Annotated in this window: 21 protein-coding genes; 12 read left to right on the plus strand and 9 right to left on the minus strand. The window is 71.1% G+C overall.

Annotated features, from left to right (window positions below):
- Positions 1-128 precede the first annotated feature (128 nt).
- Genes D5S19_RS28415 through D5S19_RS28425 form a run of 3 tightly spaced genes read left to right on the plus strand, consistent with a single transcriptional unit; the run spans position 129 to position 3360 of the window.
- The gene (locus D5S19_RS28415) at positions 129-1235 is read left to right on the plus strand and encodes a precorrin-3B synthase (RefSeq protein ID WP_407641799.1); all 1107 of its coding nucleotides are present in this window, start codon (positions 129-131) and stop codon (positions 1233-1235) included.
- Entirely contained in the window at positions 1232-1855 is a 624-nt protein-coding gene (locus D5S19_RS28420; protein WP_120026447.1) for a precorrin-8X methylmutase, read from the plus strand. The genes D5S19_RS28415 and D5S19_RS28420 overlap by 4 nt, the downstream gene beginning before the upstream one ends.
- Positions 1852-3360, plus strand: coding sequence for a precorrin-2 C(20)-methyltransferase (locus D5S19_RS28425; protein WP_120026448.1), 1509 nt, complete (start codon positions 1852-1854; stop codon positions 3358-3360). Before D5S19_RS28420 ends, D5S19_RS28425 begins: the two co-directional genes overlap by 4 nt.
- An 86-nt stretch (positions 3361-3446) precedes the next feature.
- Here D5S19_RS28425 and D5S19_RS28430 read toward each other — a convergent pair whose 3' ends face one another.
- The 5 genes from D5S19_RS28430 to cbiE form a co-directional block, all read right to left on the minus strand.
- A complete protein-coding gene (locus D5S19_RS28430) occupies positions 3447-6533 on the minus strand; it encodes an arabinosyltransferase domain-containing protein (RefSeq protein ID WP_120026449.1) in 3087 nt (1028 codons plus the stop codon).
- 32 nt (positions 6534-6565) lie between these two features.
- Positions 6566-7210, minus strand: coding sequence for a 5,6-dimethylbenzimidazole synthase (bluB, locus tag D5S19_RS28435; RefSeq protein ID WP_120026450.1), 645 nt, complete (start codon positions 7208-7210; stop codon positions 6566-6568).
- Positions 7207-7935: a cobalt-precorrin-6A reductase gene (locus D5S19_RS28440; RefSeq protein WP_120026451.1), complete on the minus strand. Its 729-nt coding sequence runs from the start codon at positions 7933-7935 to the stop codon at positions 7207-7209. Before D5S19_RS28440 ends, bluB begins: the two co-directional genes overlap by 4 nt.
- A gap of 97 nt (positions 7936-8032) precedes the next feature.
- Complete coding sequence (cobM, locus tag D5S19_RS28445) at positions 8033-8794, minus strand: precorrin-4 C(11)-methyltransferase (protein WP_120026452.1); 762 nt, start codon at positions 8792-8794, stop codon at positions 8033-8035.
- Positions 8791-9954: a precorrin-6y C5,15-methyltransferase (decarboxylating) subunit CbiE gene (gene cbiE / locus D5S19_RS28450; protein WP_120026453.1), complete on the minus strand. Its 1164-nt coding sequence runs from the start codon at positions 9952-9954 to the stop codon at positions 8791-8793. The genes cobM and cbiE overlap by 4 nt, the downstream gene beginning before the upstream one ends.
- A gap of 60 nt (positions 9955-10014) precedes the next feature.
- Between cbiE and D5S19_RS28455 the strand changes: the two genes are divergently transcribed.
- The 4 genes from D5S19_RS28455 to cobC are packed head-to-tail and all read left to right on the plus strand — an operon-like array spanning position 10015 to position 14987.
- On the plus strand, positions 10015-12012 hold the full coding sequence (locus tag D5S19_RS28455; RefSeq protein ID WP_120026454.1) for a putative cobaltochelatase: 1998 nt from the start codon (positions 10015-10017) through the stop codon (positions 12010-12012).
- Positions 12012-12626 (plus strand): cob(I)yrinic acid a,c-diamide adenosyltransferase, encoded by a 615-nt coding sequence (gene cobO / locus D5S19_RS28460; protein WP_120026455.1) that lies wholly within the window; start codon positions 12012-12014, stop codon positions 12624-12626. The genes D5S19_RS28455 and cobO overlap by 1 nt, the downstream gene beginning before the upstream one ends.
- On the plus strand, positions 12620-13963 hold the full coding sequence (locus D5S19_RS28465) for a cobyrinate a,c-diamide synthase (protein ID WP_120026456.1): 1344 nt from the start codon (positions 12620-12622) through the stop codon (positions 13961-13963). The genes cobO and D5S19_RS28465 overlap by 7 nt, the downstream gene beginning before the upstream one ends.
- Entirely contained in the window at positions 13956-14987 is a 1032-nt protein-coding gene (gene cobC, locus D5S19_RS28470; RefSeq protein WP_120026457.1) for an Rv2231c family pyridoxal phosphate-dependent protein CobC, read from the plus strand. Before D5S19_RS28465 ends, cobC begins: the two co-directional genes overlap by 8 nt.
- Here cobC and D5S19_RS28475 read toward each other — a convergent pair.
- From D5S19_RS28475 to D5S19_RS28485, 3 genes are read right to left on the minus strand one after another with little or no spacing between them, the layout of a single operon-like run.
- Entirely contained in the window at positions 14970-15725 is a 756-nt protein-coding gene (locus tag D5S19_RS28475; protein ID WP_199730754.1) for an adenosylcobinamide-GDP ribazoletransferase, read from the minus strand. The two genes, cobC and D5S19_RS28475, sit on opposite strands and share 18 nt — an antisense overlap.
- A 40-nt stretch (positions 15726-15765) precedes the next feature.
- Positions 15766-16785 carry a nicotinate-nucleotide--dimethylbenzimidazole phosphoribosyltransferase gene (cobT, locus tag D5S19_RS28480; RefSeq protein WP_120026458.1) on the minus strand — a complete coding sequence of 340 codons (1020 nt, stop codon included), beginning with the start codon at positions 16783-16785 and terminating at the stop codon, positions 15766-15768.
- 10 nt (positions 16786-16795) lie between these two features.
- On the minus strand, positions 16796-17401 hold the full coding sequence (locus tag D5S19_RS28485) for a bifunctional adenosylcobinamide kinase/adenosylcobinamide-phosphate guanylyltransferase (RefSeq protein WP_120026459.1): 606 nt from the start codon (positions 17399-17401) through the stop codon (positions 16796-16798).
- 36 nt (positions 17402-17437) lie between these two features.
- Here D5S19_RS28485 and D5S19_RS28490 point away from each other — a divergent pair, with 36 nt between their 5' ends.
- From D5S19_RS28490 to D5S19_RS28510, 5 genes are all read left to right on the plus strand, one after another.
- Complete coding sequence (locus D5S19_RS28490) at positions 17438-18385, plus strand: cobalamin biosynthesis protein (protein ID WP_120026460.1); 948 nt, start codon at positions 17438-17440, stop codon at positions 18383-18385.
- Positions 18382-19860, plus strand: a complete 1479-nt coding sequence (locus D5S19_RS28495; RefSeq protein ID WP_120026461.1) for a cobyric acid synthase — start codon at positions 18382-18384, stop codon at positions 19858-19860. Before D5S19_RS28490 ends, D5S19_RS28495 begins: the two co-directional genes overlap by 4 nt.
- A gap of 172 nt (positions 19861-20032) precedes the next feature.
- Complete coding sequence (locus D5S19_RS28500) at positions 20033-21301, plus strand: beta-ketoacyl-[acyl-carrier-protein] synthase family protein (protein ID WP_325050332.1); 1269 nt, start codon at positions 20033-20035, stop codon at positions 21299-21301.
- Positions 21298-22554, plus strand: coding sequence for a ketosynthase chain-length factor (locus tag D5S19_RS28505; RefSeq protein ID WP_120026463.1), 1257 nt, complete (start codon positions 21298-21300; stop codon positions 22552-22554). Before D5S19_RS28500 ends, D5S19_RS28505 begins: the two co-directional genes overlap by 4 nt.
- A gap of 24 nt (positions 22555-22578) precedes the next feature.
- Positions 22579-22845: an acyl carrier protein gene (locus D5S19_RS28510; protein ID WP_120026464.1), complete on the plus strand. Its 267-nt coding sequence runs from the start codon at positions 22579-22581 to the stop codon at positions 22843-22845.
- 55 nt (positions 22846-22900) lie between these two features.
- Here the strand turns inward: D5S19_RS28510 and D5S19_RS28515 are convergent, their stop codons facing one another.
- Entirely contained in the window at positions 22901-23809 is a 909-nt protein-coding gene (locus D5S19_RS28515; protein ID WP_120026465.1) for an aromatase/cyclase, read from the minus strand.
- Positions 23810-23891: the final 82 nt, after the last annotated feature.

Here is a 23891-nt window from a genome sequence, read left to right on the forward strand (position 1 = left end):
CGTGGCGTGCGCCGGCCCGGTTTCGGGTCCGTGAAGGGACCCTTCACAGACTCAGAGTCCGTGAAGGGTCCCTTCACGGACCTCTACACCGACTTTGCCGGAACCCTGGTCGGGTTAGAGTGAGCGCCATGTCGCGAGTGCGTGCGGACGCTTGTCCGGGGGTTTTCGCCACCCATGATGCGGCGGACGGCCCGCTGGCCCGGGTGCGGCTGCCCGGTGGCGTGGTGCCGGCGGCGCAGCTGCGGGCGCTGGCTGCGTGCGCGGAAGACTTCGGCGACGGCGACGTGCACCTGACCTCGCGCGGGAACGTCCAGCTGCGCGGGGTCCGGCTCGCCGGCCTGGCTGGTCGGCTCGCCGAGGCGGGGCTGCTGCCTGCGCCTGCGCACGAACGTGTCCGCAATGTGCTGGCCTCGCCGCTCAGCGGAATTCACGGCGGAGTGGCCGACGTCCGTGGCCTGGCGGCGGAGCTTGACCGCGAACTCTGCGCGCGGCCTGCCCTCGCGGAGCTGCCCGGGCGGTTTCTCTTCGCGTTCGACGACGGCCGGGGCGACATCGCCGGGGAGGGCGCGGACGTGTGCTGGCGCGCGGTCACGCCGTCGTCCGGGGCGGTGCTGCTGGCGGGCCTCGATTCGGGGCTGGCGGTCTCGCGGGCGGAAGCGGTGTCCGCGCTGGTGACGGTGGCGGAAGCGTTTGCGCGAGTGCGAGGTCCGGCGTGGCGGATCGGCGAGCTGGACGATCCCTCCGTGGTCCTGCCGGACGGGCCGCGGGCGGCGCCGGAAGTGCGTTCGTGCCGGGTTGATCCGACGGTCGGCCGGATCGGGCAGGCGGTGGGTGTCGCACCGCGATTCGGGCTGGTGACCGCGGCTCAGCTGCGGGTACTCGCGGAATTCGGTGACGCAGTGGTCACGCCGTGGCGTTCGGTGCTGCTGCCGGGCGGGGCCGAGGTCGAGCGGCTCCACGAAGCGGGGCTGTCGACGGATCCGGCGACGGCCGAGATCACTGCCTGCATCGGTGCGCCGGGGTGCGCGAAGTCGCTCGCGGATGTCCGGGCCGACGCGCGGACCGTGACGCCGCGTGGCGCCCGCGTGCACGTTTCGGGATGCGCGCGGCGGTGCGGCCGGCCTTCCGGGGCACACCACGACGTCGTCGCCGAGGGCGGCGGCTACCGTGTCGACGGGCAATGGACCCCGGCGTCCGGTCTGGCGGATGCGCTGGCGAGAAAGGTACTTGCGTGATCGACTACCTGCGGGACGGGGCCGAGATCTACCGGCATTCGTTCGCCACCATCCGTGAAGAGGCCGACCTGGCGATTCTGCCCGGCGACGTGGCCGGGGTCGCGGTGCGGATGATCCACACCTGCGGGATGGTCGACCTGGTCGAGGACCTGCGCTATTCGCTCGACGTGGTCGAGTCGGGTCGCGCGGCGCTCGAAGCCGGGGCGCCGATCCTGTGCGACGCCAAGATGATCGCCAGCGGGATCACGCGCAAGCGGCTGCCCGCGGCGAACGAGATCGTGTGCACGCTGGACGACCCGAGCGTGCCGGAGCTGGCCGAGCGGATGGGCACCACCCGGTCCGCGGCCGCGCTGGAGCTGTGGCGCGATCGGCTGCCCGGTTCGGTGGTGGCCATCGGCAACGCGCCCACCGCGTTGTTCCGGCTGCTGGAGCTGCTGGCCGAAGGGGTCGGCGCCCCGGCCGCGATCATCGGCGTGCCGGTCGGTTTCGTCGGTGCCGCGGAGTCCAAAGTGGAGCTGATCGAGCGGGCACCCGCGCCGTACCTGGTGGTTCAGGGCCGGCGTGGGGGCAGCGCGCTGGCGGTCGGCGCGATCAACGCGATTGCGAGTGCGGTCGAATGAGCGGGCGGTTGTACGGCGTCGGGCTTGGTCCCGGCGACCCGGAACTGATGACGGTGAAGGCGGCGCGGCTGATCGGCGAGGCGGACGTGATCGCCTACCACTGCGCGCGGCACGGGCGCAGCATCGCGCGGTCGGTGGCCGAGCCGTACCTGCGGGAGGGGCAGGTCGAGGAGCGGCTCGTCTACCCCGTGACGACCGAGACGACCGATCACCCCGGCGGGTACGAGGGGGCGATCTCCGACTTCTACGAGCTGAGCGCGAAGCGGCTCGCCGAGCACCTCGACGCCGGGCGCGATGTGGTGCTGCTGTGCGAAGGAGATCCGTTCTTCTACGGCTCCTACATGTACATGCACGAGCGGCTCGCGGGCCGGTTCGAGACCGAGGTCGTGCCCGGCGTGACGTCGGTGAGCGCGGCTTCGTCGGTGCTGGGGCGGCCGTTGGTGCAGCGTGACGAGGTGCTGACGGTGCTGCCGGGCACCCTGCCCGCGCCGGAGCTGGCCCGGCGCCTGGCGGACACGGACGCGGCGGCGGTGCTGAAGCTGGGCCGGACGTTCGGTTCGGTGCGGGAGGCGCTGGCCGAATCCGGGAAATTGGACGACGCCTGGTACGTGGAGCGGGCCACTTGGGGGCAGCAGCGGGTCGAGCCGCTGGCCGAGGTGGATCCCGAGACCGTGCCGTACTTCTCGCTGGCCCTGGTGCCCAGCCCGGCCTATCGGTCCCGAGTGGACGGTGTACCGGAGTCGTCCACTGTGGACGCCGAAGGTGGCGAGGTCGTGGTGGTGGGGCTGGGGCCGGCCGGGCCGGAATGGCTTACTCCCGAGGCGTCGGCGGAGCTGGCGGCGGCTGACCACGTCGTGGGCTACGGCCCGTACGTCGCGCGAGTGCCGCAGCGGGCGGGGCAGCAGCGGCATGCGTCGGGCAACCGGGTCGAGGCCGATCGTGCGGCGGCGGCGCTGGAACTGGCCTCCTCGGGTGCGCGGGTGGCCGTGGTCTCTTCCGGGGATCCGGGGGTGTTCGCGATGGCTTCGGCAGTGCTGGAACAGGTTTCGGCCGGTCATGGCAAAGGTGTGCGGGTGCGCGTGGTACCGGGGGTGACTGCCGCGCAGGCGGCGGCGTCCCGGGTGGGCGCGCCCCTGGGGCACGACTACTGCGTTCTGTCCCTTTCGGACCGGCTCAAGTCGTGGGAGATCATCGAACGCCGTCTCGACGCGGCGGGTGCCGCGGATCTGGTGCTGGCGCTGTACAACCCGGCGTCGCGGACGCGGGTCACCCAGCTCGAATCCGCGCGGGAAGTGCTGCTGCGGCACCGTTCTCCGGGCACGCCGGTGGTGGTGGCCCGGGACGTCGGCGGTCCGGAGGAGGACGTGCGGGTGACCACGCTCGGCGAACTCGATCCCTCCACTGTGGACATGCGATGCCTGCTGATCGTGGGCTCGTCGAAGACGGTGATCGAGACCGGGCCGGACGGCGCGCCCACCGTCTGGACCCCGCGCAGCTACGCCTGAGCTTCCGGGCAAGGGCTGTGAAGGGTCCCTTCACGGACTTGGCGTCCGTGAAGGGACCCTTCACAGCTTTACGGCCGGGGTGACGCTCAGCGGGTGGCGTCCTTGCCGTTCGGCTGGGAGGGGCCGGGGCCGGGGGACCACCAGCCCCAGACGGTCTTCTCGCCGTGCCGGACGGTGGGGGCCACCCCGGTGGTGAACGGCTCGATCTGCTTGAGCTGGCCCCAGGACTGGCTCGGCTGGCCGATCAGGTAGCTGGGCACCTCGGGTTCGTCCGCGAGTTCCTCCAGCCACCCGTTGGGGCCGCCGTTCGTGCTGGAGGCCCAGCCCGACTCCTCGGCCAGGCGACCGGAGCTGATCCGGTAGTCGGGCACCTCGGAGATGCCGTCGTGCGAGGTGACCGGGTTGGCGCAGGGGTAGACGAAGGAAGCCGGCCAGTCGATGTAGACCGATTTCCCGGCCAGTTTGTCGGTGAGCGTGGTGAAGGTCGGCACGCGGGGTGCGGACGCGGCGATCCAGCCGTCCTGGGTGAGGTCGTTGTCCACGATGTCGATGCGCACCGAGGTGGTCTGCGGCGGCAGATCGCGCAGGTTGATCCGGGTGTCGTTCCAGGATCCGCTGCCCGCGCCGGGCGGCAGCGCGAACTGGCTGCGCAGCACCTTCACCCCGTCCGGGGTGTTCACGCCGTAGTCGAGGCTGACCGAGGACGGCCCGCGCGGCTGGGCGGCGGTGGCCACCACGATCTGGCCGTCCGCCGGCTTGTCCGCCAGCGCATACCAGTCGCTGCGCAGCCGTCCGGCCCGGGTCTGCGGATCGAGGTAGCTGCTCCACATCGGCACGTCGTGGCGGGTGAACCCGTGCGGGGGCTGGGCGAGCGGATCGTCCTCGTCGATCGGGGCGGTGTGGAAGCCGAACTGGGTCCGGCCGTTGTCCCGATTCGGCTCCGGCAGCGGCGAATCCTCCGGCTGCTTCGGGGCGACCGTGCGCTGCTCGGCCTGCGGGCGCAGCATGCTCTTCGCCGGGTCGGTCTCCACCATCACGTGGTCGGAGAGGTTGCAGCTGCTCCCGAGCAGATGCCGGAAGTTCTCGCCGCCGAGGCTGTAGCTGCCGCTCTGGGTGTTGATCGCCACGACCATCGAGTAGAACTCGCCGGCCGCGGCCAATCCGCAGACCACCACGAGCGACAGCGAACCCAGCCGCAGCGACCGGCTCCGGCCTTCCTGTTTGCTCGCCCCGGCCCCCGGGCGGTGCGCGCGCACGTTCTCCACGAAGGCGTAGATTCCGGCGATCGCGGCTGCGGCGAGCAGGATGGTGGACAGCGGGATTCCGGCGACCGAAGGCGTCGAGTCGTTCCCAGGCACGCCGAGGCTGGAGACGAACCAGTAGGTGTTCGGCCCTGTCGCGGCGAGCGCGCCGACTACCAGCAGTACCGCGAGAAACGCCGCGCGGTTGCGATTCGAGCGCAGCACGGTGGAGCTGGTGGCGAGCGCGGTCAGCGCGGCCATCGAGGCGCCGACCGCGGCGAACGCGCCGAAGTGGTGTGTCCACTTCGTCGGGGTGAGCGCCAGCAGCAGGAAGAACAGCGCGGTGGTGCCGATCAGCCGTCGGCTGGGGCCGAGCGCGGCGCCGGGGATGCGCCCGCGGCGCAGCAGCACGACCAGGCAGGTGACGGTGCACAGCAGCACCAGCAGCACCGGGAACCGGCGTGGGGCCGAGCCGTCCGGCAGGTTCGTGAACAGCAGCTGGTAGCGGGCGAGTTCCTGGAACCACGAGAGATTCGGGCCGACCGCGGTGCGGATGCGGGTGGCCTCGGTGACCGTCGCGAAGGTCTGGTCGGCGAACACCACGACCAGCACGAGCAGCCCGGACGCGGCGATCGGCGCGAGGATCGGCAGCCAGCCGTTCGCCGAGCGTTGCCGGACCAGCTTGAACAACGGCCGTCCGGCGACCAGGAACGGGGCCACCGCGATCAGCCCGGTCGGGGTCGCGGCCAGGGTGAATGCCGCCGCGGTGAGCCCGAGGCACAAAGGCAGCAGACGCCGGGTGACCAGCGCGCGTTCCACCGCGCAGATGGCCAGCAGCGAACCCAGCGCCGCCACCGGTTCCGGCCGCACGCCGTTGTTGTAGGGCATCCACCACACCAGGAACACCGCGGCCGCGGCCCAGCCCGCCGCGCGGCTGCCGCGCACCTGCGTGCCCAGCCGGGGCATCACTTCGCGGCTGATCAGCAGCCAGCTGATCACGCCGAGCAGGTAGGAGGGCAGCCGGATCCACGGCGGCACGGTGCTGACGTGCGTCATCAGCTCGTACAGGTGGTAGACCCAGCCGAACGGCGCTTCGGCGACGCCGAACCAGCGGTGGTAGTTGGTCAGGTAGCCGGTCTGCTCGGCGACCCTGGCCATGGTGAGGATGTAGCCGTCGTCGGAGGTCGCCGGGCCGATGAAGACCCAGGCGCCGAGCGCGCCGAACACCGTCGCGTCCCGGGCGGTGAGCCGCCACCAGCCGAGCGGCGCCCAGCGCGGCGCCCGGCGGGCGAACCCGGAGTCCATCCGCCACACCGCGATCAGGCAGCCCAGCAGGGACAGCACGCCGAGGATGCCGACGACGAGCTTCAGCACGGTCGGCGAGGTCTGGTACCGGGTGTCCGGGGTGACCGAGACGTGCACTCCCGCGATCGGATCGCGCAGCGAGCTGATCGTCGAATAGATGCCGACCACGCGGGGCCGGACGTCGCCGGTGGTGTGGAAGATCGGGGTGGTGCCCACGGACAGCGTCATCTGGCGCGCGTCGGAGGTGAGCGTGACCGTGCAGCCGTCCGGCGGCAGCGGCTGCTGCGCGATCTGCTGGCCCTGGCTGGACGCGACCAGCACGCCGTTGTCCACGCGCAGCTGCAGCCCGACGCCGTTGCCCGCCTGCGGCCCGGTGCGCTCGTCGGGCACGGTGCCGAACAGCAGGGCCGGGCCGGTGCTGCGCGCGTCGACCGAGCGGATGGTGGCGCACGGCAGGTCGGCGCGCATCTCCTGGGCCCAGTACCCGGTCAAGGGCGCGTTGACGGACCGGGTGTCGGACCCGGCCGGCCAGACGATCTCGGCGGTGTCCTGCACGACCGGCAGGAAGGGATAGGCCAGGGCACACAACGCCGAAAGCAGCCCCAGCACAACGGCGATCGGACGCATCGGAGGAAAACTAATGGGTCCCGACTTCGCGCTTACTCCGACCCCTGATCATGGTGGGAGAACCTCTCGTGGTGCAGCACCTGGGCCAACGGCGCGCGGCGGCGCCAGCCGTGGCGTTCCAGATCCGGGGCGGTGGCCAGTGCGGTGACCGGTCCCACACACAACCAGGCGACCGGCCGGATCCCGGCCGGGATGCCGAGCAGGTCGGCCAGCACCGGTTCGCGGTAGAAACTCACCCAACCCACGCCGAGACCTTCCGCGGTCGCGGCCAGCCACAGGTTCTGGATGGCCAGGCACACCGAGTACAGCCCGGCGTCCGCGATCGCGTGCCGGCCGAGTACCGCCGGAGCGCCGCGCTGCTCGTCGTAGGTGACCACGATGCCGAGGCCCGATTCGCGGATGCCTTCGATCTTGATCCGGGAGAAGGTCTCCGCGCGCTCCCCGTCAAGAGAATCGGCGAAGATCGCACGTTCTTCGTGTACGTGCTTGGCGAATGCTTCGCGGGTCTCGGGGTCGCGTACGAGGACGAAGTCCCACGGCTGACTCAGGCCGACGCTCGGTGCGGCGTGCGCGGCAGTCAGCACCCGGGTGAGTACTGCTTCGTCGACAGGCTCACCGGTGAATTCGCCGCGTACGTCGCGACGGCGGTGGAGCACTTCGTAAAACTGCTCATTCATTGGCTTAACACCCACTTCACTGCTTCGGCGACTTCGGCGGTCTCGTCGGCGCGCGGCCTCGGGGGCCGACGTACTACGACCACGGGTAAGTCCAGTTCGCGCGCAGCGGTGAGTTTTGCAGCAGTCATCGCGCCGCCGCTGTCCTTTGTGACCAGTACGTCGATGTCGTGTCCGGTCAGCAACGCGCGTTCGGCGGCTACTTCGTACGGTCCCCGGGCGAGCAGCACTTCGTGGTGACGCGGCAGCGGGGGACCGGGTGGGTCGACGCAGCGGATCAGGAACCACAACGCGTCGAGCGTGGCGAACGCGGCGAGTCCTTGCCGTCCGCTGGTGAGGAAGACCCGGGTACCGAGGTTGGGCAGCATCGCTGCTGCTTCGTCGAGGTCTGCTGCCCAATGCCAGCGGTCGCCGGAGTGAGGTTGCCAACCCGGCCGTGCGAGCCGGAGCAACGGCACGCAGGCGGCCTGGGTCGCGTGGAATGCGTTGGTGCCGATGCGTTCCGCGAAGGGATGCGTTGCGTCGACGACGGCGCGTACGTCGTGTTCCCGCAGCCAGGCGGTGAGTCCGTCGACGCCGCCGAAGCCGCCGACGCGTACTTCGCCGACTGGGAGCCGAGGCCGTGCGACGCGACCGGCGAGCGATGAGACCACCGTGACGCCGTGGTCGTGCAGCTGTGCCGCAAGGGCACGTGCTTCCGCCGTGCCGCCTAGCACCAGGACGGTCATCGGCAGTGTCCGAAGGCTGTGAAGGGAACCTTCACGGACTCTGAGGCTGTGAAGGTTCCCTTCACAGCCTTGAGGCCGGGCGTCGAGAGCCGGGCGGTCACAGGGAGTCCGGTTGGGTGGCGCGGTCGCGCGTGCTCGAATACAGGAAGCTGTCCGGGAATCCGGCGGCAGCGAGGACTTGGCCTACGAAAATCGTGGCAGCGCGGGTCATTCCGGCTGCGCGGGCTTGTCCGGCGATATCGGCGAGGGTGCCGCGTACGACCGTTTCGCCGGGCTGGGTGGCCAATGCGACCACGGCGGCCGGGCAGTTTTCGCCGTAGTACTCGGCGAGTTCTTCGGTAACGCGCTCGATGTGGTTGATCGCGAGGTGCAAGGCGAGCGTGGCGCCGCTGCGTGCGAAGTTCGCCAACGTCTCGTCGTCCGGCATCGCGGTGGAACGGGCTTGCGCGCGGGTGATGACAAGGCTCTGGCCGATGCCGGGCACCGTCAGTTCGCGGCCGAGTACGGCGGCAGAAGCGGCGAAGGCGGGTACGCCGGGCACCATCTCGTACGGCACGCCTTCCGCTTCGAGCCGGCGAGCTTGCTCGGCAACAGCGCTGTACAGCGACGGATCGCCGGAACACAACCGTGCGACGTCGTGCCCTGCGCGGTGGGCCGAAACCAGCTTCGCAGCGATCTCGTCCAGGCTCAGGTTCGCCGTGTCGACGCATTCGGCTTCAGGCACGCAGTACGCGAGTAGATCGGTGGGCGTCATGCTTCCCGGGTACAGACACACCATGCAGCGGGCGAGGAGATCTCGGCCGCGTACGGTGATCAAGTCTGCGGCGCCGGGTCCGGCGCCGATGAAGTAGACGGTCATTCCCGGCTCCACTGGGTCACGGTGCGCGACGGGGTCCACCCGGTGAACCCGCCGAGCGGCTTTGCTTGCTCCACGCTGATCCGGTGTAGTTCACCACCATGCCGCGCGTACGCGGCGGCGAGGACCTGTTCTGCTTCCAAAGTCACGCCATGGGCGACGACGCGTGCGCCGGTCGCAAGGCACGCTTCGAGCGCCCCGGGCACGGTCAGGCCGCCCCCGATGAACACGGCATCCGGTCGCGGTAGTCCGGCCAGTACTTCCGGCACGGCGCCGGTGACCACCCGCAGCTCGGGTACGCCCAAAGTGTTCGCATTGCGCGTGACGCGCTCGGCACGCGACGGATCGCGCTCGATCGCGACAGCCCGGTTCCGTGGGTGTACGCGGGACCATTCGATCCCGATGCTGCCTGCGCCTGCGCCCACGTCCCACAGCAGTTCACCGGGCGAAGGGGCGAGCCTGGACAGTGCCGTAACGCGCAGGTCGCGTTTGGTGAGCTGGCCGTCATGCTCGTACGCGCTGTCGGGCAGGCCGATAAGCGGCAGCCGTGGGCCGTCGCAGACCAGTGCGAATACCGTCAGCGGGCCGGGCTCGTGTGCCCAGCCGTCGGCGATCCGTTCGTTCTCGGCTGCCAGATTTTCCAGCGTGGTCAGCGTTGACTTGCCATAGCCGCGTTCGGTGAGTAATGCACGCAGGTCTGTGACGCTACCGCCGAGTACCAGGATTTTCCGATTCGGTGCAAGCGCCCGCGCGACGCGATCGACGGCCCGCCCGACGACCGTGACCACTTCGGTTTCCTCGAAGGACCAGCCGAGCCGCGCGCGTGCCAGCGTCTCGGAGGACAACGCGGGCAGTACGTCGATCTCGTAGCCGCGGTCGCGCAGCGTGGTGGCTATCCCGGACAACAGGGGATCGCCGCTGGCCAGTACGCAGACTTGGTGGCCCTCGTACTCGGCGAGCACCTCGTCGAGCGCTGGAAGCAGTGGGCTCGGCCATGCCCGCGTACGCACGTCTGAGGGCAGGTACGCGAGCTGACGAGGCGCACCAAGGACGACGTGGGCGTGCAGCACTGCTTCGCACGCTTTCGCGGACAGCCCCGACCAGCCGTCCGCACCGATGCCGACGACAGTCAGGCGGGGTGATTTTTCGCGCACGTCCGCCACGCTAGACGACGCGTTCTCTGTGCGATGATCGGCCGGACGCCGAACACAAGGGAGTGCTCTTTGAAGCCCTATCCGTTCACCGCCGTCGTGGGAATGCCGGATCTGCGCCTGGCGCTCGTGCTTTCCTCGATTTCGCCCGCTGTCGGCGGGGTCTTGGTCAGAGGCGAGAAAGGCACCGCGAAATCGACCATGGTGCGGGCGCTGGCGGGCTTGCTGCCCGGCGTCGACGCCGTGGACGGCTGCCGGTTCTCCTGCGACCCGGTCGCGCCCGACCCGCTGTGCCCGGACGGCCCGCACGAGCCCGGTGTACCCGCGCACCGGCGGCCGGCGAAGCTCGTCGAGCTGCCTGTCGGTGCGGCTGAGGACCGGGTCGTCGGTTCGCTGAACTTGGAGAAGGCGCTCTCCGAAGGCGTCACCGACTACCAACCCGGGTTGCTGGCCGCCGCGCACCGCGGGCTGTTGTACGTGGACGAAGTCAACCTGTTGCACGACCACCTCGTGGACACCTTGCTGGACGCGGCGGCGATGGGCCGCGCGACAGTGGAGCGCGAAGGCGTCTCGGTGTCGCATGCGGCACGGTTCGTGCTCATCGGCACGATGAACCCGGAAGAGGGCGAGCTGCGCCCACAGTTGCTCGACCGGTTCGGGCTGACTGTCGAGGTCGCCTCCAGCCGTGACCCCGAGCAGCGCGTCGAGGTCGTGCGGCGACGGCTGGCCTACGAAGCTGATCCGGACGGCTTCGCGGCCGCGTACGCCGGCACGGACGCCACGCTCGCCGAGGAGATCGAAGCAGCGCAACGGCTTCTGCCGGCGGTCAAGCTGCCCGACGATGCGCTGCGGCAGATCGCCGAGGTGTGCGCGTCGTTCGAGGTCGACGGGATGCGCGCGGACATCGTCACGGCGCGGACCGCCGTTGCGCACGCGGCCTGGGCCGGGCGTAGCGAGGTGACCACGGAGGACATCCGCGTGGCCGCGCGGCTCGCCCTGCCGCACCGGCGTCGGCGAAACCCCTTCGATGCGCCGGGGATCTCCGAAGAGCAGCTGGAGCAGGCTTTGTCCGACGCCCAGCCACCGGACGACGGCCCCGACCCGGACGACAACGGCCCTGGTCCCGACGATGGTGGCCCCGGCGGCACACCTCCGCCTTCCGAGAATTCCGAGAGTTCCGAAAGCCGCGAGAGCGCCGAAGCGCCCAGCCCGCCCCCGTCTCCCGGCGAAGGCACCGGTTCCGCCCCGCAGAACACCGTCGGCGCGGGGGACACCTTTCGTGCCCGCGTCTTCCGCGTGAAGGGCACCGGTGAGGGCGAGCGTGGCCGCCGGTCACGAGCGATCACCGACACCGGCCGGACGATCGGCGTGCAGCCTTCGAGCGTGCGCGAGGGCAGGCCGCACCTGGTCGCGACGATCCGCGCGGCTGCGCCGCACCAGCATGCCCGGGGCCGCCGCGAGACCGGGCTGGAAGTACGGCCGGCGGACCTGCGGTTCGCGCTGCGGGAGGGCCGCGAAGGCAACCTGGTGCTGTTCTGCGTGGACGCCTCCGGCTCGATGGGGGCGCGGGCGCGGATGCGGGAAGTGAAGACCGCGGTGCTGTCCTTGCTGCTCGACGCCTACCAGCGGCGCGACAAGGTCGGTCTGGTCACGTTCCGTGGCGATTCGGCCGAGCTGGCGCTCCCGCCGACGATCAGTGTGGAAGCCGCCGCGGCCCGGCTGGAAGGCCTGCCCACGGGCGGGCGCACGCCGTTGGCCGAGGGTTTGCTGGAGGCCGCGCGGGTACTGCGGGTGGAGGCCATCCGCGACCCGCGACGGCGTCCGCTGCTCGTGGTCGTGACCGACGGCCGGGCCACCAGCGGTGCCGACGCGGTAGCCCGCGCGCAGGCCGCCGCCGGGCTGCTGGCGGAGGTGACCACCGTTGTGATGGACTGCGAGACGGGCCGGATGCGGCTCGGTCTCGCTGCGGAGCTGGCCGGGCACCTCGGCGCCGAGCACGTACCGCTGACCGACGTCGCCGCGGAGTCCCTGGCCTCGGCGGTGCGCGAGCGAACCGGAAGGGCTGCCTGATGCCGCAAGGAAAACCCGCCGTCGTGCCGCAGGACGGGCTGACCACCCGCCAGCGCCGCAACCGGCCGTTGCTGGCCGTGCACACCGGGGAGATGAAGGGCAAGTCGACGGCGGCCTTCGGGATGGCGCTGCGGGCCTGGAACCAGGGCTGGTCGATCGGCGTGTTCCAGTTCGTGAAGTCGGCGAAGTGGCGGGTCGGCGAGGAAGCAGCGTTCCGCGCGCTCGGCAAGCTGCACGAGGACACCGGCGAGGGCGGGCCGGTCGAGTGGCACAAGATGGGCGAAGGCTGGAGCTGGTCGCGCAAGCAGGGCAGCGAAGAGGACCACGCGGCCAACGCGCGCGAGGGCTGGGCCGAGATCAAACGCTGCCTGGCCGCCGAAAAGTACGACTTCTACGTGCTCGACGAGTTCAGCTACCTGTTCAAGTGGGGCTGGCTCGATCCCGTCGACGTAGCGTCCACTTTGGCCGCCCGGCCCGGCCACCAGCACGTGGTGATCACCGGCCGGTACGCTCCGCCGGAGCTGATCGAGGCCGCCGACCTGGTGACCGAGATGACCAAGGTTAAGCACCCGATGGACGCCGGGCAGAAGGGGCAGCGGGGGATCGAGTGGTAGCGCGGGTGGTCATCGCCGCGCCCGGCTCGGGGCACGGCAAGACCACCGTCGCGGCCGGGCTGATGGCCGCCCTGCGCTCGGCCGGGCACCGCGTGTCCGGGCACAAGGTGGGGCCGGATTTCATAGACCCCAGTTACCATGCGCTCGCCACCGGTCGCCCCGCTCGTAACCTCGATCCTTTTCTGCAGGGCGAGGATGCCCTGATGCCGTTGCTGCGGCACGGTTCCGCCGGCGCGGACATCGCGGTGATCGAAGGCGTGATGGGCCTTTTCGACGGTGCGCTGGGCACGGAAGGCTACGCGTCGACCGCGCACGTCGCCCGGCTGCTCGATGCCCCGGTGATCCTGGTCGTCGACGCTTCGGCCGCTTCACGCAGCGTCGCGGCGACCGTGCTGGGCTTCGCGCAGTACGACACGCGGGTGCGGCTGTCCGGGGTGATTCTCAACAAACTCGGTTCGCAGCGACACGAGGACGAGATCGTCGCCGCGCTGGAGGCGACCGGGGTCCCGCTCGTGGGTGCCTTGCGGCGCAACGAAAACGTGCACGCGCCGAGCCGGCATCTCGGGCTGGTCCCGGCCGCCGAGCGGGCTTCGGATTCGCAACGGGTGCTGCCGGAGCTGGCCGCGTGGGTGTCCGGTGGCGTCGATTTGGCCGCTGTGGTGCGGATCGCGGGTTCCGCACCGGCGCTGTCCGGTCCGGAATGGACACCGGCGGTGCGGTACGACGGTCCGCGCGTGGTGGTCGCGGCGGCGGCCGGTCCGGCGTTCACCTTCCGCTACACCGAGAACGTCGAGCTGCTCGCGGCGTCCGGAGTGGACGTCGTCGACGTGGATCCCTTGCGGGACAAGGAACTCCCCGAAGGTTGTGCCGGGCTCTACTTCGGCGGTGGCTTTCCCGAGGTGCACGCCGCCGAGCTGTCCGCCAACGTGCCGCTGCGTACGGCGGTGGCCGACGCGATCGGCCGTGGGATGCCGGTCAGCGCGGAGTGCGCGGGGTTGCTCTACCTGTGCCGCGAACTCGACGGTGAGCCGATGGTCGGCGCGCTGCCGGCGACCGCGACGATGACCAAACGCGGAAAGCTCGGCTACCGCCGCGCGGTTTCGCTGGCGGACAACGTGCTGGCGACCGCCGGGCAGCGGGTTACCGGGCACGAGTTCCACCGCACCGAGGTGTCCCCGGCCGCGGGTCCGTCCGCCGCCTGGGGCTGGGACCGGATCGTCGACGGGTTCGCCTCGGCTTCGGTGCACGCCTCCTACCTCCACGTGCACTGGGCCGGATATCCCGAGCTGGCCGCACGATTCGCCGGACACGTGCGGGAGTTCGCGGCCCATGACTGACTACGATCTGAGCCATCACGGGGACCGCGAGACCGGCCCCGGCCTGGTGGACCTCGCGGTGAACGTCCGGCTGCCCCGCCCGCCGGACTGGCTCCGGCGGGAGCTGGTGTCCGCAGTGGACGAACTCGCCGCCTACCCCGACGCGTCCGCCGCGCGGGACGCGGTGGCCGCCCGGCACCTCCGCCCGCCCGGCGAAGTCCTCGTGACGGCCGGGGCCGCGGAGGCGTTCACGTTGCTGGCCTCGGCTTTGCGCCCGCGGCAGGCGGTCGTGGTGCATCCGCAGTTCACCGAACCCGAGGCCGCCCTGCGCGCGGCCGGACATGCGGTCACCCGCGTCATTCTGTCCTCTTCGGACGGTTTCGTGCTCGACCCGGCCGCGGTGCCGGAATCGGCGGATCTGGTCTTCGTGGGCAACCCGACGAACCCGACATCCGTGCTGCACCCCGCTTCGGCGGTACGTGCGCTGGCCCGGCCCGGCCGGGTGCTCGTGGTGGACGAGGCGTTCCTGGACGCCGTGCCCGGCGAGGTCGAAAGCCTTGCCGGGGAAGCACTCCCGGGCGTGGTGGTGCTACGCAGCCTCACCAAGACGTGGGGACTCGCCGGTCTGCGTGCCGGGTACGTGCTCGGGCCGGAAGACCTGATCGCGCGGCTGCGCGCTGTGCAGCCACCGTGGTCGGTGTCCACTTTGGCCGCCGTGGCGACCGAGGCGTGCTGCCGACCGGAGGCGTTGGAGGAAGCGGAAAAGCTGGCTGTCACCGCGGAATCCGACCGGGATTACCTGGTGTCGGGGCTCGCTGCTGCCGGGGTGACTGTGCTGGGTGTGCCGCGTGGCCCGTTCGTGCTGATCCGGGTTGAGGATGGGGAGCGTATCCGGTTGGGGTTGCGTGCGGAGGGTTACGCGGTCCGGCGTGGTGACACCTTCCCGGGTCTGGGGCCGGATCATCTGCGGTTGGCTGTGCGCGATCGAGCGACGACTGACGCTTTTCTCCGTGTCTTGCGGTCGTTCTCACGCGGTGGCCAGTAGCGCCCCCGCCACCGCGGCCTCCACGCAGCCGCCGAGGACATCGCCGGTGATCCCGCCGATTCGCTGAACGCAGCGGGCCAGCAACAGCGCCGCGGCGCCGTACCCGATGGCCACGGCAAGCAACCCCCGCCACCACGGCAGACCTGGCGCCAGCGTCGCCAAGCCCGCGGCCACGACGAACACCAGCACGGCCACGGCCCTCGGCACCGACTGGGCCACAGTTGCGCCGAGCCCTTCGGGACGCGCGGACGGCACACCCTTGGCGCAGCACAACGAGAGCACACACCGTCCACACAGGACGGCCACGACCGCCGCAGTGGCCCCGTGCCCGGCCGAGATCGCGCCGGTCAGAGCGCCGAACTGGACCAGCAGGACCAGGACCAGCGTGGCGATCCCGGTCGGCCCGGAATCGCCACGGCGCATGACGTCCAGCGCCTTCGACCGGTCGTAGGAAGCGCCAAGGCCATCGGCCGTGTCAGCGAGCCCGTCGAGATGCAGGCCGCGGCTACCCAGCGCGACGGCGCCCAAGGCGAGCGCGGCCACGGCCGCCGCGGGCAGGCCGATCGCCGCGCCGCCGAGGACGATGAGCCCGGCGGCAGCGGCGAGGGGGAGCGCGGCGAACGGGCCGAGCGCCATGGCGACACCGGCGACGGCGCGGTTGATCTGCCGTGGCGCCGGCACCGGGACGGCGGTGAGGGTCCCCACGGCCAGGCGGATGCCGTCGCCTAGACGCGTCATCGGCCGGAACCACCCGTCCAGGTCGACTTCGACGCCTCGGTCACGCGAGGTCCGCCAGCAGGCCCATCTCGGCGATGATCGCGCGGGCCGCGCGCAGGGTCGGGATCGCCTGGACCGCGCCGCTGCCCTCGCCCAGGCGCAGCCCGAGGTCGAGAATCGGGGTGAGGCCCAATGCCTTCAACGCGAACGCCTGCGCCGGTTCCGTCGAACGGTGCCCGGCCAGCCACCATCGCTCCGCGCCCGGTGCGATGTCCCGCGCGACCAGCGCCGCCGTCGCCGAGAAGATCCCGTCCAGCACCACCGGGATCTGCCGCATCGCGGCCTCCACCAGGAAGCCTGCCGTTGCGGCAAGGCAGGCGCTGCCGAGCGCGGTCAGCCGCTCGAACGGGTCGGTGCTCCGCCCGGCCGCGCGGCCCAGCGCCGTCGCGACGACGGCGGTCTTGCGCGCCAGCGCCCCGCCGGACACCCCGGTACCGGCGCCCACCACCTCGGCCGCGGGCAGGCCCAGCGACGCGGCGACCATGGCCGCGCACACCGTCGTGTTGCCGATGCCCATATCGCCGGGAATCAGCACGTCCGCACCGCTTTCCTCGGCGGCGATCGTGCGGCCCGCCTCGAACGCGGCCTGCGCTTCGCCGGCGGCCAGCGCGTCCTCCACGTCGATCGCACCCGAGCCACGGCGGATCTTGTGCGAGGTGACTTCATCCGGAACGTCCGAAGCGTCCCAGTCCACGGCCAGGTCGGCCACCCGCACGCTCGCCCCGACCTGCGCGGCGAGCACGGTCACCCCGCTGCGTCCGGCCAGGAACACCCGCACCATCGCCGCGGTGACCTCGCGCGGGTAGGCCGACTGCGCGGAGACCCCGTGGTCACCGGCGAACACCACCACCCGCACGTCGTCCAGCGGCCGCGGCGGGACCACCCCGTGCGCGGCGCTCAGCCAGGCTGCCAGCTCCTCCAGCCTGCCCAGCGAACCGAGCGGCTTGACCAGCCCGTCGAGCCGCTCGACCGCGGCTGCGTGCGCGGCGGGATCGGGGACGGGAACGGCGAAACTCGACACGGCGGTCTCCTCACTGCAGGTCGAGTACCCGCCCGGCGACAATCAGCGACACCTGGTCGCAGTCGGCGGACACCCGGTTGTTGAGTGCGCCCAGCACATCACGGAACAGGCGTCCGGAAACAGTAGCGGGCACCACACCGCTGCCCACTTCGTTGCTCACCGCCACGACCGGCACCTTCGCCTCGTGCCACGCGGCGAGGAAATCCTCCAGTCGTTCGTCGAGCCGCTGCTCCCAGCCGTCCCGCCCGGACCACGCGCCGACCTCGTCGAGCACCCGGGACAGCCAGGTGCCCAGGCAGTCGATGAGCAGCGGGCTGGTCACGGTGCGCAGCACCTTCGCCAGGTCGGTGGTCTCCACCGTGGTCCAATGGTGCGGTCGGCGGGCCTGGTGCGCCTCGACGCGGGCGGCCCACTCCGGGTCCTCGGCGGAGGGGGGCAGGCCCGGCGCGACGTAGACGAGGTGCGGGTAGCCGGCCACGAGACGCTCCGCGTACCGCGACTTCCCGGATCGGACACCGCCGAGGACCAGCACTTTCGCGTCGTCGCGACCGTACCGGCGGAGGGTCCGGGCCAGGGCTTCGAGCGACCTGGCGAGCCGGTGCGTCAGCTTGGTCATACCCGGCATTCTCTCGCGCGCGCTACCGTTCGCCACGTGCCACTCCGACAAGCCGCCACCGCAGCCGGCCTGATCACCGGATATTTCGCCGACACCTGGTTCGGGGACCCCCGCCGGGGGCATCCGGTGGCCGGGTTCGGCACCGTCGCGGCCGCACTGGAACAGCGCTGGTGGGCCGACTCGAAGAGCCGCGGCGCGGCCTACGCCGGGGCCTGCGCGGGCGCGGTCGCCGGGCTCGGGCTGGCCGCACAGGTGGCGACCCGGCGCCGTCCGTTCGCCCGGTTCGCGCTGACCGCGGCGGCGACCTGGGTGGTGCTCGGCGGGCGCGGGCTGGCCGCCGAGGGCCGGGAAATGGCGCGGCTGCTCGAATCGGGCGAAGTGCCCGCCGCGCGGGAGCGGCTCGGCCACCTCTGCGCTCGTGACGCGACCGGCCTCGACGCCGCGGAGCTGAGCCGGGCGGCCACGGAATCGATCGCGGAGAACACGTCGGACGCGGTGGTGGCGCCGCTGCTGTGGGGCGCGGTCGCCGGGATCCCCGGGCTGCTCGGCTACCGCGCGGTCAACACGCTCGACGCGATGGTCGGCTACCGCTCGCCGCGGCACCGGAACTTCGGCTGGTTCGCCGCCCGTACCGACGATCTGGTCAACCTCGTGCCCTCCCGGGCCGGCGCGCTGCTGGCCACGGCCGTGGCGCCGCTGGCGGGCGGCCGGTCCCGGACCGCGTGGCGGACCTGGCGGCGGGACGGATCCGCGCATCCGAGCCCGAACGCCGGACAGGTCGAGGCCGCGTTCGCCGGAGCGCTGGGGATCCGCCTCGGTGGCACGAACAGTTATCACGGTGAGACGGAGCGTCGCGGCACCCTCGGTGACGGCCGTCCGCCGGGACCCGCGGACCTCCGTCGGGCGGTGCGGCTGTCCCGCGTTGTGGGAGCAGCGGCGCTCGTCGTTGCTGTGGCCGGGGTGTTCGGGGTGAGGGCGCGATGAGCGGGCTGCTGGTAGCGGGTACCACCTCCGACGCGGGCAAGAGCCTCGTCACCGCGGGCATCTGCCGGTGGCTGGCGCGGCGCGGGGTCCTGGTGGCGCCGTTCAAGGCGCAGAACATGTCCAACAACTCGATGGTGTGTGCCGACGGCGCGGAGATCGGCCGTGCGCAGTGGTTGCAGGCGCGTGCCGCAGGGGTGGAACCCGAGGCGGCGATGAACCCCGTGCTGCTCAAGCCGGGCAGCGACCGGCGTAGTCACGTGGTTGCGCTCGGCAAGCCGTTCGGCACGCTCGAAGCGGGGGAGTACGCGACTGGGCGGGCCGGGCTGGCCGAAATCGCGTTCACGGCGTTCGCGGGGCTACGCGAGCGGTTCGACGTGGTGGTGTGCGAGGGCGCGGGCAGTCCCGCGGAGATCAACCTGCGGCGCGGGGATTACGTGAACCTCGGCCTGGCACGGCGGTTCTCGCTGCCGGTGCTGGTGGTCGGCGACATCGACCGGGGCGGGGTGCTGGCGGCCATGTTCGGCACGCTCGCGCTGCTCTCGGCCGAGGATCAGGCGCTGGTCGCGGGCTGGCTGGTGAACAAGTTCCGCGGCGACGTCGGCCTGTTGCGGCCGGGCCTCGACAGTCTGGCGAAGGTCACCGGACGTCCGGTGCTGGGTGTGCTGCCGTGGCTGGACCGGGTGTGGATCGACTCCGAGGACGCGCTGGCCGCGGCGGGCTGGCGGCACGAGGCGGCCTCGGGTGGGCTGCGGGTCGCCGTGGTCCGCTTCCCGCGCGCGTCGAACGCCACCGACGTGGACGCGCTGGCGGCCGAGCCCGGGGTCACGGTGAGCCTGACCGCCGATCCGGACACCGTCGCCGCGGCCGATCTGGTGGTGCTGCCCGGCTCTCGGGCCACTGTGGACGATCTGCATTGGCTGCGTGCCCGCGGTCTCGCGGATGCGGTCATCGCTCGGGCCGCGGCGGGGCGTCCGGTGCTGGGTATCTGCGGTGGTTACCAGATGCTCGCCGAGTCCATTGAGGACGATGTGGAATCCGGGGCCGGGCTGGTGCCCGGGCTCGGCCTGCTGCCCACCAAGGTGAGCTTCGCGGGGGAGAAGGTGCTCGGCCGCCCGTCCGGTTCCTGGCGGGGGCATCCGGTGGACGCCTACGAGATCCATCACGGCAGCGCCGGTCCCGCCGCCGCGGAGTCCTTTCTGGACGGTTACCGGTCCGGCGCGGTGTGGGGCACCACCTGGCACGGTGCGCTGGAGAACGACGGTTTCCGCCGGGCTTGGCTGACCGAGGTGGCCGCGCAGGCCGGGCTCACCTGGGCGCCGGCTCCCGGCGCCCCCGGCTTCGCCGCACTGCGGGAGGACATGCTGGACCGGCTCGCGGACGCCGTCGAGTCCGGTGTGGACACTGACCGCTTGCTCGACCTCGTCACCGATGGAGCACCCGCCGGCCTTCCGTTCGTCCCGCCCGGGGCGCCGTAAAGGCTGTGAAGGGTCCCTTCACAGCCTCAGCGTCCGTGAAGGGACCCTTCACAGCCTGAGGTCGCCCCAACCGGGTTCCAGGGCGGCTTGAGGATGGCCGGGCAAGCTCTCCGCTGGCTGACCGGCGACAGAGGGAGACGCGGTGACAGGACCAAGCGATGCCCATCGTGTCGTGATTACCGGGATTGGGGTGGTCGCCCCGGGCGACCGTGGTACCAAGCAGTTCTGGGAGCTGATCACGGCGGGCCGTACGGCCACCCGGCCGATCTCGTTGTTCGACGCGAGTTCCTTCCGGTCGAGGGTGGCCGCTGAGTGCAACTTCGATCCGATCGCCGCCGGGCTGAGCCAGCGGCAGATCCGGAAATGGGACCGCACCACACAGTTCTGCGTGGTGGCGGCAAGGGAGGCGGTGGCCGACAGCGGGATGCTCGGGGAGCAGGACCCCCTGCGTACCGGGGTGGCGATCGGCACCGCCTGCGGCATGACACAGAGCCTGGACCGCGAGTACGCGGTGGTCAGCGACGAGGGCAGCAGCTGGCTGGTCGACCCGGATTACGGGGTGCCCCAGCTCTACGACTACTTCCTGCCGTCCTCGATGGCCACCGAGATCGCGTGGCTGGTGGAGGCGGAAGGACCGGTGGGGCTGGTTTCCACCGGATGCACGTCGGGGGTCGACGTGATCGGGCACGCCGCCGACCTGATCCGCGACGGCGAGGCCGACATCATGGTCGCCGGTGCTTCCGAGGCGCCGATCTCGCCGATCACGGTGGCCTGCTTCGACGCGATCAAGGCCACCACGGCACGCAACCACGAACCCGAGTCGGCCTCAAGGCCGTTCGACCAGACCCGCAGCGGGTTCGTGCTCGGCGAGGGCGCGGCCGTCTTCGTGCTGGAGGAGCTGGGGCACGCCAAGCGGCGGGGCGCGCACATCTACGCCGAGATCGTCGGGTACGCGTCCCGGTGCAACGCCTACAGCATGACCGGATTGCGTCCGGACGGCCGCGAAATGGCCGACGCCATCGACGGGGCGTTGAAACAGGCCGGGATCGACCCGTCCCGGATCGGCTACGTCAACGCGCACGGGTCGTCGACCAGGCAGAACGACCGGCACGAGACTGCGGCCATCAAGACCAGTCTCGGAGCGCACGCCTATCAGGTGCCGGTCAGCTCGATCAAATCGATGGTCGGGCATTCACTCGGCGCGATCGGGTCGCTGGAGGTCGCCGCCTGCGCGCTGACCATCGAGCACTCGGTGATCCCGCCGACGGCGAATCTGCACGTGCCCGACCCGGAGTGCGACCTGGACTACGTGCCGCTGGTGGCGCGGGAACAGGAGGTCGACGTGGTGCTCAGCGTCGCGAGCGGGTTCGGCGGTTTCCAGAGCGCCATCCTGCTGACCGGCGCGGACGGCGGAACCGGGAAGCGGGTAGGGAAACCATGAGCGTGGAGACCGAACCGGTGCCGGTGCGCGGCCGCAGCACGGTACGGCCGGTGGTGACCGGACTGGGCGTGATCGCGCCCAACGGCATGGGCACCGAGGCCTACTGGGCGGCGACCCTCCGTGGCGACAGCGGGTTGCGGCGGATCACCCGGTTCGACCCGGACGGCTACCCGGCCCGGATCGCGGGTGAGGTCAGCTTCGACCCGGCCGGGCGGCTGCCCGACCGGCTGTTGCCACAGACCGACCACATGACCCGGCTCGCGCTGATCGCCGCCGAGGAGGCACTCGCCGATGCGGGTGCCGATCCGCGTAACCTGCCCGACTACGCGACCGGGGTCATGACCGCGGCCTCCGGTGGCGGATTCGAGTTCGGGCAACGGGAACTGCAGGAGCTGTGGAGTAAAGGCGGCTCCTACGTCAGTGCCTACCAGTCCTTTGCCTGGTTCTATCCGGTGAACACCGGCCAGATCTCGATCCGGCACGGGATGCGCGGCTCCAGCGGCACGCTTGTGTCCGAACAGGCCGGTGGCCTGGACGCGGTCGCCAAGGCCCGCAGGCACGTGCGCGACGGAACCCCGCTGATGGTCACCGGCGGCATCGACGGGTCGCTGTGCCCGTGGTCCTGGCTGTGCATGCTGCGCTCCGGCCGGCTGAGCACGGCGAGCGATCCGCGGCGGGCCTACCTGCCCTTCGATACCGAGGCTTCCGGAATGGTGCCGGGCGAGGGCGGCGCATTGCTGGTGATCGAGGATCCCGCCGCGGCACACCAGCGTGGCGTGGACCGGATCTACGGGCAGATCGCCGGCTATTGCGCGACCTTCGACCCACGCCCGGGTTCGCGCCGTCCACCCGGTCTGCTCCGGGCGGTCGAGCAGGCGCTGGCCGAAGCGCGGCTGACTCCGTCCGAAGTGGACGTGGTGTTCGCCGACGCCGCCGGTCTGCCCGACCTCGATCGGGCCGAGATCGAAGTGCTGGTCCGGATCTTCGGCGCGCGGGCCGTTCCGGTCACCGCGCCCAAGACGATGACCGGCAGGCTGCTGGCCGGTGGTAGTTCGCTGGACTTGGCGACGGCGTTGCTCTCCTTGCGGGACAACGTCATTCCGCCCACCGTCCACATCGGAAAATTTGGCTACCGGGACGAGATCGACCTGGTTCGCGACAGTCCCCGGCAGGCGCCGCTGTCGACTGCGCTGGTGCTGGCCAGAGGGTATGGCGGGTTCAACTCCGCGATGGTGCTTCGCGGCGCCACCTGATCCCCACACGAAAGGAAGGCAACCATGGCAGAGTTCACGATCGCCGAGCTGGTGCGGCTGCTGCGCGAATGTGCCGGAGAGGAGGAAGGTGTGGACCTCGACGGCGAGGTCGGGGACATGCCGTTCGACGAACTCGGCTACGACTCCCTCGCGCTGTTCAACACCATCGGGCGGATCGAGCGTGAGTACACTGTGGAACTCCCCGAGGACGTAGTGTGGCAGACGGCCACGCCGGGAGCGCTGGTCGATCTGGTCAACAGCAGTCGCACATCGACCGCTGCCGCCGACTGAAAACGTAAAAGGACGCCGCGGCAATCTGCATTGCCACGGCGTCCTTTTTGTACGTTCAGTGGGTTTCCGTCAGCCGCTTGACCAGCTGTAGCTCGGCCAGGCTGTCCGCACTCAACGTCTTGTGCAGCCGGCCGCGCAATTCAGGGAGCTGTTCGGCTGCCGACGGGTTCACCAGCACCGTATGCGTGGAGGTGACGGCGACTCCCGCAGGCGTCTCGGTCAGGGTCCATCGGCCGAGGTGCAGGTCCACCGGCGCGGTCACGGTCAGCTGCTTGTACGCGATTCCCTTGTCCGGCAGGCAGATCCGGACGTACCGGCTCGACTCGTCCGCATCTTGCGTGCGCACGTCGTAGAACTGCACGTCGTTCTCGTCCTCGGTGACCTCAAGCGCGGTGAGGTAGGGCAGATGGGCGGGCCAGGACCCGACGTCCCGCAGCGCCCGGTAGACCTGCCCGAGTTCGCTCTCGACCACCAGCGAATCCTCGAACGACCAGGTCACCTCCGCGAGCCGGGCACGGTTCTCGACCCGGCTCTTGAGGGTCTCCATCTGCAGCTTGCCGTGCCGGTTCAGCTCGGTGACCCCGGCCGCGCGATCCTCCGGCGTGGCGGCGTGGAAGGCGTGCCGGGACTCCACCAGGCACCGGTCACCCGGCAGCGGCTTGAAGGTCCACGACCCGGTCAGCCCGGTGATCGGGCCGACCGAGCCCTGCTGCTCGATGTCCATCCGCAGCGCGCTCGCGTCCAGGTACCGGCGGGAGGTCCAGATCCGGATCCGGCCCAGCGGGTTGACCGCCCAGAACTGCACCAGATCCTCGGCGGGCGCCCGTTCCACGAACTCGGTGTGCGCGATCCACGGGTAGAGCAGTGGCCAGTTCGCGACGTCGACCAGCATGGCGTAGGTGATCTCGGCGGGCGCGTCGACGATGATACCGGCCTGCGTCTGCTCGGCCTCGGGGTGTGACATGGGTTCTCCTCGCGGATGGGTGTGCGAAAGAGGGCGTTCGCCGGGCGGACCCGGCGAACGCCCTCGTAGGAAACGAAAACGG

The sequence above is a fragment of the Amycolatopsis panacis genome (assembly GCF_003600245.1).
GTDB lineage: Bacteria > Actinomycetota > Actinomycetes > Mycobacteriales > Pseudonocardiaceae > Amycolatopsis > Amycolatopsis sulphurea.